Raw genomic sequence first — 14,384 nt, forward strand, 5'->3', positions numbered from 1 at the left:
AACAACTTTCAAAGGAATGTACCTTTAAAAGTTATGAAGAATTATTATCCATATATTAATCAAGCCTATCAATTTCCTTCGGAAGATTTATTTGAAGTGTTTCAGAACACGTGAACCGCAAATTCCTGAATTCCTCTTTATTCTTTTCTATTTCTTTATTCCAAAATGGAACCATTTCAGAAAACTTCTGCTTCCACTCCTCAGATTTTGCTTTTTCAGGATAGGCAAAATGCAGCAAATCAATCATTATATCCACTGCCACCGAAGCTCCTGGAGAAGCACCTAAGAGCGCTGTAATCTTTCCATCTTTGCTGTGCACAACTTCGGTTCCAAATTCCAATGAACCGCCCTCTTCATCGTCGCGTTTTATAATTTGAACCCGTTGTCCTGCAACTTTTAAATCCCAATCATCACTTTTAGCATCTTTTACAAACTTTCGGAGTTCTTCCATTCTATCCTCGTGCCCCATTCTTACTTGCTCTATCAGGTATTTTGTAAGTGGAATGTTATGCCAAAAAACTCCCCACATAGACGGAATATTGTCCCATCTAATACTTTTGAAAAGATCAAAAAACGATCCTTGCTTTAAAAACTTAGTGCTGAAACCTGCGAAAGGACCAAATAAAAGTTCTTGTTTTCCATCAATATAGCGTGTGTCTAAATGTGGCATGGACATTGGCGGCGCTCCCACTTCGGCTTTACCATAAACCTTTGCGTGGTGTTTTTTTATTACTTCGGGCCTGTTGCAAATAAGCCATTCGCCACTAACAGGAAAGCCTCCGTAGCCTTCCTTTTCGTCAATTTCCACTTTTTGAAGCAGTGGTAATGCTCCCCCACCCGCACCAATAAAAACATGCTCGGCATCACAGTGGATATTTTCTTTTGTTTTTAGATTTTTTATTTTTACCAACCACTCTTCGTCTTCCGTGGGATCCACATCTTCTACTTCGTGCATCGTGAAAACTGGGGTATCAAATTTTTCTTCCAAAATTTTGAAAAAAGTGCGGGTAAGAACGCCATAGTTTACCTCTGTGCCAAGTTCCATGCGGGTAGCGGCTAATTTTTCAGAATCGTTTCTATCAGTCATCATCAAAGGAAACCATTGTTTCATTTCCTCAAAATTTACTGTAATTTTCATTTCTTCAAACATGGGGTGTTTTTGCATCTCGGCCACCCTCTTCTTTAAAAACTCAACATTATCTTCTCCTTCCACCCAACTGTGGTGCGGAACAGCATGTATAAACTCTTTTGGATCATCAATCAAATTATTATTTACCAAAAAAGACCAAAATTGTTTCGATTTTTCAAACTGTGAACAAACTTTAATAGCTTTTGAAACATCTATGGAGCCATCTTCTTTTTCGGGAGTATAATTTAATTCACAAAATGCAGAATGACCCGTTCCCGCATTGTTCCAAGCAGCGGAACTTTCCAAGGCTACTCTATCCAATCTTTCAAGAATAAGTATTTTTTGATTTTTATCTATCAATTTTAGCATAAGTGCTAAGGTGGCGCTCATTATTCCTCCACCTACGCAGATTAAATCATATTCTTTTTCGATAGTTTTATTTACAGTCATCTTTTCGAGATTTTACTCAAAATTAAACAATCAAATAAAGTTTTGTCCTTAAAGAATTATTAATACTTTTTTTGAAATGATAACTCCTTAAATATTTAAGTATTTATTAAAAAAGCAACTTGTCAAACTTTATAATTTGATTATTTTTGCCGTTCAATTTTTGGAATTCTAGAGGTAGTTTTTTATAATTTAGCTTCGCTAAATACAAGCTGTTAAAGTATAAATTGCACCATAGAAAAGATTCCGATATAAAACTGGGAATTGCACTTAATTTAAAAGTGCAAAATTAAAAACATCATTCGGGATGTAGCGCAGCCTGGTAGCGTACACGTCTGGGGGGCGTGGGGTCGCAAGTTCAAATCTTGTCATCCCGACGAACCACTATCTAGTGGTCATCAAAGCACTGTTAATCTATTGATTTTCAGTGCTTTTAATTTTTTATGATATCAATCAATATCGTTTAATATCATATAGCTGGTGTAGAGTTCGGTTAATGGATTTATACATTTATTGTTGTAAATTTAAGTAGTCAGAGTGGCTATTTTAAGATCGTCTTTTCTTAAAGATTTGTTTAATCAAAAAGACGAAATAATGAGGAATAACAGCACTTTAACCGTATTAATCTTTACCAGGGACATTACTTATAATCCTAATAAACTTACAATCTATGCGCGTATTACCGTAGATGGAAAACGTGCGGAAATCAGTTTGAAGCGTTACACTGCGGTGAATGTTTGGGACGTTTCCAAAGGAAGGGTCAGTGGCACTTCCCAAAAAGTAAGATTACTTAATAGTTATTTAGATGAAGCTTACGTGCAAATTATGGATGCACATAAGCAATTGCTCCAAGAGGGTAAATTAATTACAGCACAAGCAGTGAAAGCCCGATATTTAGGACAGGATGAGCTAAACCAGTCCCTAAAAGAATTGGTCACATACCACAACACCAATATGGTTACGGTTCTGAAATATGGCACGATGAAAAACTATTATTCCACTGAGCGTTATCTGCACAAATTTTTAAGAGATAAATTCAAGACACCCGACATCTATTTAAAACAATTGAACTATCGTTTCATTGTAGATTTCGAACAATATATTCGAAATTATACACCAAAGAAAGCGAGAAGGACCTGTTCCAACAACGGAACGATGAAACACTTGGAGCGATTGATGAAAATGACCAACCTGGCGGTAAGACTGGAATGGTTGGACAAAGATCCCTTTCGAAATTATAAACTGAACTATCAAAAAAGCGAGCGAAGTTATCTATCTGAAAGAGAGTTGCGACTTATTGAAGAAACAATCTTTATGGGTGAAGGATATGAAAAAGTGCGGAATGTATTTTTATTTTCCTGTTATACGGGATTATCCTATATAGATGTTAAACAATTACAAACCTATCAATTAGTACGTGGAATTGACAGAAATTACTGGTTACATACCAAACGAGAAAAGACAAAGGAGACAGTAAAGATTCCTTTACTGCCTAAAGCCAAGCTAATTATTGATAAATACTCCAATACGGTAGACCAAAAAATTAGTGGCAAATTACTTCCGGTTTTTAGTAATCAAAAAGTGAACAGTTATTTAAAGCATATAACTAAAGCGTGCGGTATTCATAAGAATATTACGTTTCATTCAGCACGTCATACATTCGCAACAACTATAACTTTATCGAATGGGGTGCCGATTGAAACAGTTTCCAAAATGTTGGGACATTCAAACTTAAGTACAACTCAAGTTTATGCAAGAGTATTAGAGAAAAAGGTTGGTGAGGATATGCAAAATTTGATTTCACTTTTTGAAAAGAGAAAAAACGAAGAAACACTTGATAAAGAAGTGTCAAATAAATAAGATTAATAATTGTCCGTTAACCGTTCTTTTAAGTTTTCAAAATTCTCTGGTGAAATTTCCAGTTTGAAATAGGCCTTGCCGAATTTAGGTTTTATTAAAATAGTTTTATCGAGAAGCCTTGAAGTCATTTTTCGATGATATTCTAGTTCTTTTATTAATGTACCATTCTGTTTTCTAATGGTGTCGATTTTAATTGTGGCATCTTCCATACTCTCTCCAAGTTCATTATTGAAACCTGTTTTATTTTCAAGTAATAATGGTTGTTTCTGCATAAAAACTTCTTCGGTAAGTAAGCTCAACATTGCAGTTGTGGGTTTAAGTTGTGATTTTTCTATATTCTTTATAATGGCAATGATCGAGTCCAATTTCTTTAATATGGCTCCCTCCAATCTTTTAAAATAGTGTCCAACATTCTCATGTGGTGATATTCCATTATTCTTAAAAAAGTCCAATATAATATTCATAGATTCCGAATGAGATTTTCCTACATATTTTGAATATTCACGAAATCGTTTCGCTGTGGATTTTTTGAATCGAATGGTCGCAAATGTGTCAATATTTTTCATAATATTATTTTATTTAGATAAAAAAATCACTGGTTTCATTGGGCTAAGAGCATATTTACGTCAAAAATTATGATTTCAATTATTTAAAAACAACACAACTAACTGATAATAAGCGAATTAAAAATGTATAACATCGCGCAGCGTGTTACCCTCTTGCTTCTCCAATTTGTCCACCCGCGGACAAAATTTTAGAACCTTTTACAGAAAATTAAGAGTCTCATCTGAAATTTAGAATTGATTGATATTTTTTGTGAAATTCAATTTTAATAACCCAAATTTTAATCAAGTAATAATCAATTCATTTGCGGATTGTTCAATGAAATGCTTTCAAAAAAAAAAAGACCCTTGAGGTTTTCAAAGGTCTTTCTGGTCATAACAACTACAGACTAAAAATATTAATATTCACTAGGTAACAACAATGTATTATCTATAAAATACAATCGGAGTTCATCCAAGGGAAAATCGGTTGCTCTGTATTTATGTGTTTCGAATATCGTACCATTGTCATCTCCATAGGTAATGGTCGCCTGACATCCTAATTTCTCTTGCTCCTCTTCCGAGAGTCTTTTAAAATCAATAGTTATAAAATAGCTTTTTTGCATAAGGCTTTTGGCTATGATGGAATTGTCCGTAACCAACCAAAAACATTCTGCAGCATCCACTAGATATCTTATTCCATCGGTAAAACGGGTTCGTGTCAATGGGATTTGATAGAACATTTCCGTTCCGTGAAAATGTTGCAATCCTTCTTTGATTTCGTTAACTTGTGCTTTCATAATTTTCTATTTTATGTAGTGAATAATGAATAAGAGGGCGGTACTTTCCACGGAAACGCCCTCTTAAATTTTACCGCTGTTATTCAGCGTTTCCGTTGTCCTTGGTTCCAAGTAATAGGATTTCATCGGCTACCACTTCGGTAACGTATCGTTTCTCCCCGGCTTCGGTTTCATAGGAACGGGAGGTCAATTTGCCCTCTATGGCAACTTCCTTTCCTTTGCCTACGTATTTCTCTACGATTTCGGCAATCTTACCCCAAGCAACAATATTGTGCCATTGTGTGTTCTGCACTTTTTCCCCCTCAGAATTTTTATAAAACTCATTGGTTGCAAGTGAAAAATTTGCGACTTTCTTGCCGCTCTCTAGGGTCTTAGTTTTTGGGGCATTCCCCACGTTTCCAATCAACTGTACTTTGTTTTTTAAAGTGCTCATAATAAAATATTTAAGAATTAATTAAAATTGCTATCTGAACTATTCAGACAATTTATTGTTATATTTTTTTGAATTGATTTACTTATTATATCTTGAGCGTTTTCCCTTTTTGTTTTTTTTGGTGCCGCTTCCTTTTTGATGTTTTTGTAGGATTTCATAAGATTCATTTTAGATTTACTTCCCATAGTGCCCTCGCTGTTACCTTTTTTTGTTGCTGATACATTTTCAATATTTGGAATTGATAAGGACTTATAAAAGGGAGTTTTCGACCGGTTATGCAGTCCGTTTAACTTCCGAATGTTGGTATTTTGCTTACAAAAAAAGGGTTGGGACAGCGCCGGTAAAGGAGGTTTCTAAAAGACGTATGTGAAATACTAAATCAAGGGAAGTGGAAACAATTGCAGAAATATTAATTCAGAACGAGCGGACTCCGTTCACGATTTCGGATTGGAATGGAGTGCGCTTCCAAGCCTCGACGTTTCGGGACGGGAAGGGCAAGCGGAATGGAAAGTAGAAATTGAGGACGGTGTCCAAGACCTTTTTAGAGAAGCTCTTTTCTCAGAATGGAGCTTTTCGCGGAACGCAGGGAAAGTGCTGAACGGGATATAAGTACTGAACTTGATTTTCAGCAGGATTTAAAGCGGACTTCGTTCACAATTTCGAATTGAAATGAAGCGTCCCGTTCCAGCAAGGCAGCTCGGGTTCACAGAAGAGAAAGTAGAAATTGGGGACGGTGTCCAAGATCTTTGGAGAGAAGCTCTTTTCTCGGAATGAAGCTTTTCGCGGAATGTAGGGGAAAGTGCTGAACGGGTTATAACAATTATATTTTATTCTTAGTAGGATTTAAAGCGGACTTCACTTCAAAGATGGAGATAGGAATGGAGTTTGGACGCTTCCCGTATTTTTCAGGAATAAGTGGACAAGTAGAATGATAATCGCAATCTTTGGAGTTGTGTCCAAGATATTTGTAGTGAAGCTCTTTTCTCGAAATGGAGCTTTTCACGGAATGGAGGGGAAAGTGCTGAACGGGTTATATGAAGTGTATTTGAATCTTAGTAGGATTTAGAGCGGACTTAACTTCAAAGATGGAGATGGAATGACGTTTGACCGCTTCCGGACTTTTTTCGGAATAACCGGGCAAGTGGAATGGAGAATGGAATCTTTGGAGTTGTGTCCAAGATTTTTAAAGTGAAGCGCATTTCTTGAAATGGAGCTTTTTCTGCGGAATTTAGCGGAATGGGCTGAGTGGTATGAAAACATTTATTATCCTTTAAAACTTCAAAAACAGTATAAAACCTCTGCTAACATTATTCAATTACTTATCACAAGCTTCGTCGTAACAGATTTTTCCCCGCTACTCACCCTTATCAGATAAATTCCTGAGGCAATTCCGTCAGTTTTTATTTTGATGTTTTTGTTTGTTCCAAAATTCCCATGGAACAACTCCTTTATCATTTTTCCCGAAATATTAAAAAGCTGGATACTTCCTTCCAAGGATAAAGTTTGCGAAATTGTAAATTCCAAGGTCGCGGGATTAGGGTACAGTATGATGGAACTCGCCGAAAGTTCGTTGTCGTCAATACCAAGACAAATGTTAACCACATTGTCAATACTGAACATCCCCCTTCCGAAAGTTCCCGCATAAAGTGTTTGTGTTGGCTCGTGCAATTTCAAGTCCATAATGACGGTAAGGGGGAGGCCGTTACCAAGAATATCCCAACTTGCGCCCTCATTTATAGAAAACCATACGTTCAAATCCGTCGCCACAAGAAGTATATTTTCCTCCGAATATGTAATAATATCGTTAACGGGAATGCTTGGCAAATTCGAAGAAATGTCCGTCCAATTTTCTCCTCCATCCATGGTTTTGAAAACGTGCGGAGTATACTCTAAATTTTTAAAACCTGAAACAGTTACATAAGCAATCATATCATCATTTGGACTCATCGCGATGGAAGTGATATATTGATCTGGCAGGCCAGTGCTTACGTTTGTCCAAGTGGCGCCACCATCAAAAGTTACGTTTACATTTCCATCATCGCTACCGGTATAAATTACGTCGAGATTGTTATAGGAAGAAGCGATTGCAGTAAGTGTTCCGAATGCCAAAGAACCGCTGGGATGAACACCATCCGTCAAGTCAGGACTGATTACAGACCAGTTTGAAGCCTTATTGGAAGTATATAATCTATTCGTTCCATAATAAAGAATTTCGTGGTCAAAAGGTGAAATGATTACCGGTGTGTTCCAGTTGTTCCTGTCGCTTCCACTAATTCCGTTGGTGGCGTAATCAAAACTGTTTCCACCATTGATGCTACGGCCCAAATTTCCATATTGAGATTCCACGTAAATGTAGTTATTGTCCACAGGGTCAACGTTTACGTGAAAACCATCACCACCCCAAATGGAGTTCCAGTCACTTGCTCCACCTGTAATTGTTCTAATAGTATTGTTGTCCTGTGTTCCGCCATAAAGTCTTTCCGGTTGGGTTTTGTCAACTTCAATATTGTAAAATTGGGTTAAGGGGAGGTTCAAGAACTTAGTCCAATTGCTGCCACCATTATTGGAAATATAAGCGCCGCCATCGTTACCGGCAAACATAAAATTACTGTTGGTTCTTGAAAATTCTAGTGCATGATGATCTACGTGCATACCTTGCAAAGTCTGCCAAGAGGCACCGCTATCGATAGATTTTGCAATCTCAAAACCTACAATATATACTTCTGATGAATTGGTTGGGTTTACGCGAAGATTTCCAAAATACCAACCAAAATTGGCATCGATGCCACTTAGAGTAGCTGCCGGAGTTACCAGCGTCCAATTATTCCCATTGTCGGTACTTTTGTACAAGCCATTGAATTCGTTAGTAACTTTATTGGTTGTGTAACGCGCATAAACTGTGGAAGGATCGGATTCCGAAACAGCGATTCCAATTCTTCCTGTATCCACATTTGGAGCCGGCAATCCGTTCGCCACGCCCAACTGTGTCCAAGTAAATCCCCCGTCCAGTGAGCGATGGATCGCGGAACTTAACCCGCCGTAATCACGTTCCCAAGGTTTACGGGTGCGTTCCCACATTGCAGCGTAAATAATGTTTGTATTTGCTACATTCATAGCAACATCTATTGCAGATGTGGAATCAGTTACGAACAAAACCTGTTCCCAACTTCCACCTCCGTTTAGAGTTCTATAAATTCCTCGATCGCTATTTTTACCGTATAATTGACCTGTGGCTGCCACAAAAACGCGGTCTGGGTTTTTGGGATCCACTACGATTCGACCAATATGACTGCTTTCGGGCAAACCTATGTTTGTCCAAGTATCGCCTGCGTTGTCGCTTCTGTAAATTCCGTCGCCAAAATAAGCACCGTCGGTCGCACTTCCATTTGCTTCACCAGTTCCTGCATAAATCCGTTGCGGGTTGGAAGATGCAATGGCAATGTCACCAATGGACATTTTTGCTTCATCATCAAAAATCGGAATCCAGTTGGCGCCACGATCATAACTTCTAAAAATCCCACCTGTGGCGGTGGCTACATAAAGATGGTCATCGTTATCTGGAGCTATTGCAACATCCGTAATTCTTCCGCCAGTGTTTAATGGCCCTACGAATGCCCACTCACCAACTACTTCCGGCGATCTGTTGGCAAGAATTTGTTTTGTTTGAATGATGGCTCTTTTATAGGCTTCCTTATTGATATAATTGTTTGGGTAGGCACGCTGGTTGTACATCCACTCTGCGGGATATTCCAATTTTCCGGGTTTTTCTTCGTCAATTTTCTCCTGTCCACCCGCCTGCACGATTTCTGAATTATTTTTATAACTTGAAATAAAAAACGTAGAAAGCACAAGCAAAAGCAACATCAAAAAAAAGGGAAGTGTGTATCTTTTCATAACGAATATTTTAGGATATGTACTGTTTTAATCAAATCACGATTTTTTAAGAAGCTTGACTTCTTTTTTATTGGCAATAATGACTCTTAATCTATATGGCTGTAACAACATTTACAGTGTAAAATCATTTGTTATTTAGAACAGTTCTAAACAAAGATATATTTTTTTGAGACACACTAGACCTTATGTAACCGTTTATTTACAATTAATCTTCCAAAATCTAGAATCCAAAATCTAGAATAAGAAACCGATGATGCTTTGGATAGTGTTGTCAATTTCTAGAACACCAATTCATTATTTGCACAACCTGTGCATTCAATTTTTATTATATTTGCAATCTTCTATGAAAGTATTTGTTACCATATCTATGTCTATTTTATTCTTTTTTCAAGGAATCAGCCCAGATATGGACTTATGCGAACCAATTCAGGAAATTTCAAACGTTATTACCCATTATCAAGACCATAAAGTTTATGGCGACTCTTTCTTTGAATATGTGGTGGAAGATTATATCGATAAAGATGCAAATAATGAAGGGCATCATAACAATTCAGAGAATGAAAATATACCTGTTCATTCCCATCATCAATGTTGTCATCCCGTAGTATTTATAGCAAATACCAATTCGGCTCTATTCAATCGATTAAAGTTTGAAGAGAAACAACAATTTACTTATCATTCTTTCCAATTAAATTCCAGATATCTGGAATCTCTTTTCCAACCCCCAAGGGTTTAATTCAGTTTTTTTTAAGGATAGCTATATCCTAACGTGATGCTTTTTCAAATTATGCATCGCTAAATAAATGCGTTATGCCATTTCGTAACGTAAATTTTTAAACTGAATTAATACATTTTATATGATTAACAAAATCATTTCATTTTCCATTAATAATAAATTTATTATTGGGCTATTTATAGTGGCACTTGTGGGCACGGGCATTTACTCTATGGCCACTATAAATTTGGGGTCTGTTCCCGATATTACAAACAACCAAGTACAAGTCATTACAGTCGCACCAAATTTAGGAACGGAAGACATAGAACAATTTATAACCTATCCGGTGGAATTGGCAATGGCCAATTTGCCCGATGTCATAGAGTTGCGTTCCGTTTCACGTTTTGGTCTTTCCGTAGTTACCATTGTTTTTAAAGACGAAGCTGGAACTTATTTACCGCGACAGCTCGTGCAGGAGAAACTTGCAGAAGTAAGCGAAGAAATTCCCGACGGATTCGGCAAACCCTTTATGGCACCTATTACTACAGGTTTGGGCGAAATTTACCAATACAGCCTAAAAGTAAAGGAAGGCTACGAAGATAAATATGATGCAATGGAGCTTCGAACAATCCAAGATTGGATTGTAAAACGCCAAATGGCATTAGTGCCAGGAGTTGTCGAGGTCAATGCTTTTGGAGGATATGTAAAACAATATGAAGTTGCCATAAACCCTAATAAGCTCAAAAGTTTTGGCATTACTATGAATCAGGTTTTTGAGGCTCTCAAAATGAACAATGCCAATACGGGTGGAGCTTATATTGAGAAAAACAGTCAAGCCAATTTTATTCGTGGTGAAGGACTTGCACGTAGTCTTGAAGATCTAGAAAATACGGTTGTTATTACACAAAACGGCAGTCCTGTATTAATTCGTGATGTTGCCGAAAAAGTAGGCTATGGCAATCAAGTGCGGTATGGTGCTTTTACGCAAGACGGGCACGAATCTGTAGGTGGACAAATTTTGATGCTGAAAGGGGAAAGTCCGAGTGACGTGGTTAAAAATGTAGAAAAACGTATAACCGAAATTCAAAAATCCTTACCGGAAGGCATTTATATCGATGCTTTTTTGAGCAGAAGCGACCTCATTGAAAGAACCACAAGTACCGTTGAGAAAAACCTTATTGAAGGGTCCTTGATTGTAATATTCGTTTTGGTACTTCTTTTGGGTAGTTTCCGTGGCGGATTGATAACAGCTTCGGTAATTCCTTTATCCTTATTGTTCGCATTTATTTTGATGAAACAATTTGGTGTTTGGGCGAACCTAATGTCTTTGGGTGCAATTGACTTTGGGATTATCGTGGATGGTGCAGTGATTATAGTGGAAGGAATGGTATTCCACATTCATCAACGGATGAAAAAAACTACAGCAGCAATTAATCAAACTGAAATGGATGAAATAGCATACGATTCGGCAAGTAAAATGATGAATTCTGCCTTTTTCGGACAATTGATTATTCTAATTGTTTTCACACCCATACTCTTTTTAACAGGCGTTGAAGGAAAAATGTTTCGCCCGATGGCGTTTACATTCGGTTTTGCCGTTTTGGGTGCTATTATCCTTTGTCTTACTTACGTTCCGATGATTTCAGCACTCTTTTTAAAACCAGCTAAAAACCAAAATAGTTGGTTCGCTAAATTCGAAAACCGAATTGACAGATTCAGCGATAAAATAATGAGTGGCTTAAACCGTGCCTATCTTCCCTTGCTCAATTTTGCGCTTCGTTTTAAGGCAGGTGTCGTAATTGGAGCAGTAGCATTATTATTGTTTGCCGGCTTTATTTTTAGCAATATGGGAGGCGAATTTATCCCAAAATTTGATGAGGGCGATATCGCCTTTCAAGCTTTGATAAAACCGGGAAGCAGCCTCACGGAATCCATTGAGGCTTCAAAAAAACTTCAAAATATCGTTAAGCAGTTTCCAGAAGTAAAAACAGTAGTTTCCAGAATTGGTGTTGCCGAAATTCCTACCGACCCAATGCCAATGGACATTGCCGACAGCTATATCATTCTTGAAAAAGATAAAAGCAAATGGACTTCGGCAGATAGCAAGGAAGAACTCATAGAAAAAATCCAAGAGAAAATGTCTGTGGTTCCCGGTGTCAATTTTGTGTTTACCCAACCCGTGGAACTTCGTTTTAATGAACTGCTCACGGGCGTTAGGGAAGATGTTGCCATAAAATTATATGGCGAGGATTTGGGAGTTCTGGCAGATAAAATTCAGGAAATCGCAGCAGTCATCAGAACCGTTCCCGGAGCCGTAGATCTTAATGTGGAAGCCACCAGCGGTTTACCGCAAATGACCGTGGTATACAATCGTGCAAAAATGGCGCAATACGGTGTAACCGTTGATAAATTGAACGATTATGTGAGTGCTGCTTTTGCGGGAGAAAAAGCAGGCGTCATTTTTGAAGGCGAAAAGCGATTTGATCTCGTCATTCGTTTGGCAGAGGAATTTAGAACGGACATCAACAGCCTTAAAAATCTATACATCGATTTGCCAAACGGCGCGCAAGTTCCTTTAAAGGAAGTAGCGGACATCAGTTACAAACCGGGACCTATGCAAATTTCAAGGGATAATACCTACCGTCGAATTTCGGTTGGGGTTAATGTCCGCGGTCGGGATGTAAAGTCAATGGTGGAAGAAATTCAGCTGAAATTGGAAACCGAAGTTAAATTGCCAGCGGGTTATTACGTAACCTACGGTGGTTCATTTGAAAATCTGCAACGTGCCACAGACCGATTAATGATCGTAGTACCAATTGCATTGTTCTTGATATTCATTCTGCTCTATTTTGCGCTAAACTCATTTTCACAATCCATTATGATTTATATGGCTGTGCCATTGGCTGCCATTGGTGGTGTATTTGCTCTTTGGATTCGTGGTATGCCTTTCAGTATTTCTGCGGGCGTAGGGTTTATCGTACTCTTTGGGGTTGCAGTATTGAACGGACTGGTGCTGATAAATAAATTCAACGAACTAAAAGAAAGTGGAATGACAGATATTAAAAAACGTATATATGAAGCTACGCACGAACGTTTACGGCCAATTTTGCTTACCGCTACCGCGGCCATAATGGGCTTTATCCCAATGGCGGTTTCCAACTCTGGGGGTGCCGAAGTACAACGGCCTTTGGCAACGGTAGTTATTGGCGGGTTGCTTACCGCAACATTTCTAACCTTGGTGGTTATCCCTGTGTTATATTATTGGCTCGAAGCACGAAAAGAGAAAAAAGGGAATGATGGCGATGTAAGCTACATCAATAAAAGCACTACTGTAATTACAATCCTTTTACTATTAGGTGGTGTTTTCACTTCTGGAAGTAGCTTTGCGCAGGAAATGAATCAAGATTCGGCAATTCCAAAAACCATTACTTTGGAAGAAGCCATTGCAATGGCAAAGCAAAATTATCCGTCCCTTAAAGAAAGTCAGGCTTTTATTGAACGTGACCAGGCTATGAAAGGAACAAGTTTCGACATGGGAAGCACACAGGTTTTTACTGGAAAAGAAGAATATGGTAATAACCTACCCGGAATTGAAACCACCATTGGTGTTCAGCAGGGCAATATTGATTTGCTTTCGGGTTTTTCAAAATCGAAGTTTTACAAACAGCGAGTGGCTCTGGGCGAAAAATTCTATGCCGTCAACGAGCAACAGCTAGTGCGAAATGTGATGCAGGCCTACGACCAAATAAATTACAACAAGGCACAATTGCTTTTTGCGGAACAACTGGATAGTGTTTATGCCAATTTTAAAACGGCGGCACAGTTGCGATATGACACAGGCGAAACAGGCAAGTTGGAATTTATTTCCGCTTCTTCGGAATACCAACAGATTCAGGTATTGCGACAACAGGCCTACGATGATATTGAAATTGCCAAACGTGCCTTAAAGCAATATTTGGGAACGGATGGACCTGTTGAAACGGTTTCAGTTTCATACGAGCCGATGAATTTGAACACGTTGTTGGATTCAACTTCCGTGGCAAACAACCCGATGTTGCAATATTCACTTCAAAATGTGGAAGTTAGCAAAGCCAATGTGGGCGTTGAAAAATCGGAATTCCTGCCAAAATTCAGTCTTTCGTATGGACGACAAGTGGTAGATGATGTTTCAAGCTTCAATACCTATCAGGCAGGGATTAGTATTCCGTTGTGGTTTTTTCCACAGAAATCAAGGGTAAAGGCAGCCAAGGCAGATGCAATGGTCGCAGAAAATCAATATTTGGAACAGAAAGCAATTACCGAAAGTACAGTTTCCCAATTACAAAAATCCCTTGAAAAAACGCAAAAGATATTGCAGTATTATGAAGAAGGCGCTTTGCTTTTGGCGGAGGAACAAATAACCACGGCACAATTGGCTTCCAAGGAAGGCGAAATAGATTATGTAACCTATATCACAATCCTCAATAGTGCCATCAGGATTAAACAAACACATTTACAATATATTAATCAATATAACCAACAGACCATTGAGGTGCAATACCAATTGGGGAATTTATAATAAAAA

The 14,384-nt window shown here is 38.1% G+C and carries 8 protein-coding genes and 1 tRNA gene; 4 read left to right on the top strand and 5 right to left on the bottom strand.

The annotated features are described in order from the left end of the window. Window positions 1-55: 55 nt before the first annotated feature. A complete protein-coding gene (gene mqo, locus AEQU1_RS10175) occupies window positions 56-1,579 on the bottom strand; it encodes a malate dehydrogenase (quinone) (protein ID WP_111880872.1) in 1,524 nt (507 codons plus the stop codon). 300 nt (window positions 1,580-1,879) lie between these two features. Between mqo and AEQU1_RS10180 the strand changes: the two genes are divergently transcribed. Both AEQU1_RS10180 and AEQU1_RS10185 read left to right on the top strand, forming a co-directional pair. Then, window positions 1,880-1,953 (top strand) — tRNA-Pro (locus tag AEQU1_RS10180). Between the two features lie 217 nt (window positions 1,954-2,170). Continuing rightward, window positions 2,171-3,436 (top strand): site-specific integrase, encoded by a 1,266-nt coding sequence (locus tag AEQU1_RS10185; protein ID WP_111881390.1) that lies wholly within the window; start codon window positions 2,171-2,173, stop codon window positions 3,434-3,436. A gap of 2 nt (window positions 3,437-3,438) precedes the next feature. Here AEQU1_RS10185 and AEQU1_RS10190 read toward each other — a convergent pair whose 3' ends face one another. From AEQU1_RS10190 to AEQU1_RS10205, 4 genes are all read right to left on the bottom strand, one after another. Further along, window positions 3,439-4,002, bottom strand: a complete 564-nt coding sequence (locus AEQU1_RS10190) for a BfmA/BtgA family mobilization protein (protein WP_111880874.1) — start codon at window positions 4,000-4,002, stop codon at window positions 3,439-3,441. Window positions 4,003-4,397: 395 nt separating this feature from the next. Further along, window positions 4,398-4,778, bottom strand: a complete 381-nt coding sequence (locus AEQU1_RS10195) for a DUF6876 family protein (protein ID WP_111880875.1) — start codon at window positions 4,776-4,778, stop codon at window positions 4,398-4,400. 79 nt (window positions 4,779-4,857) lie between these two features. Then, the gene (locus tag AEQU1_RS10200; protein ID WP_111880877.1) at window positions 4,858-5,211 is read right to left on the bottom strand and encodes a single-stranded DNA-binding protein; all 354 of its coding nucleotides are present in this window, start codon (window positions 5,209-5,211) and stop codon (window positions 4,858-4,860) included. Window positions 5,212-6,522: 1,311 nt separating this feature from the next. Continuing rightward, window positions 6,523-9,105, bottom strand: coding sequence for a T9SS type A sorting domain-containing protein (locus tag AEQU1_RS10205; protein ID WP_111880878.1), 2,583 nt, complete (start codon window positions 9,103-9,105; stop codon window positions 6,523-6,525). Window positions 9,106-9,511: 406 nt separating this feature from the next. On the opposite strand from AEQU1_RS10205, the gene AEQU1_RS10210 reads away from it, so the two are divergent. Then, on the top strand, window positions 9,512-9,841 hold the full coding sequence (locus AEQU1_RS10210) for a hypothetical protein (RefSeq protein WP_258455271.1): 330 nt from the start codon (window positions 9,512-9,514) through the stop codon (window positions 9,839-9,841). Window positions 9,842-9,962: 121 nt separating this feature from the next. Then, window positions 9,963-14,378, top strand: coding sequence for a CusA/CzcA family heavy metal efflux RND transporter (locus AEQU1_RS10215; RefSeq protein WP_111880880.1), 4,416 nt, complete (start codon window positions 9,963-9,965; stop codon window positions 14,376-14,378). The last annotated feature ends 6 nt before the right edge of the window (window positions 14,379-14,384 follow it).

Origin of the sequence: Aequorivita sp. CIP111184 (assembly GCF_900489465.1) — a bacterium.
GTDB lineage: Bacteria > Bacteroidota > Bacteroidia > Flavobacteriales > Flavobacteriaceae > Aequorivita.

Bases quoted from the DNA above. Each gene is read 5' to 3' on its own strand.
- AEQU1_RS10190 (WP_111880874.1), bottom strand. From the start codon at position 4,002: ATGAAAAATATTGACACATTTGCGACCATTCGATTCAAAAAATCCACA.
- AEQU1_RS10205 (WP_111880878.1), bottom strand. From the start codon at position 9,105: ATGAAAAGATACACACTTCCCTTTTTTTTGATGTTGCTTTTGCTTGTG.
- AEQU1_RS10185 (WP_111881390.1), top strand. From the start codon at position 2,171: ATGAGGAATAACAGCACTTTAACCGTATTAATCTTTACCAGGGACATT.
- mqo (WP_111880872.1), bottom strand. From the start codon at position 1,579: ATGACTGTAAATAAAACTATCGAAAAAGAATATGATTTAATCTGCGTA.
- AEQU1_RS10200 (WP_111880877.1), bottom strand. From the start codon at position 5,211: ATGAGCACTTTAAAAAACAAAGTACAGTTGATTGGAAACGTGGGGAAT.
- AEQU1_RS10195 (WP_111880875.1), bottom strand. From the start codon at position 4,778: ATGAAAGCACAAGTTAACGAAATCAAAGAAGGATTGCAACATTTTCAC.
- AEQU1_RS10215 (WP_111880880.1), top strand. From the start codon at position 9,963: ATGATTAACAAAATCATTTCATTTTCCATTAATAATAAATTTATTATT.
- AEQU1_RS10210 (WP_258455271.1), top strand. From the start codon at position 9,512: ATGGACTTATGCGAACCAATTCAGGAAATTTCAAACGTTATTACCCAT.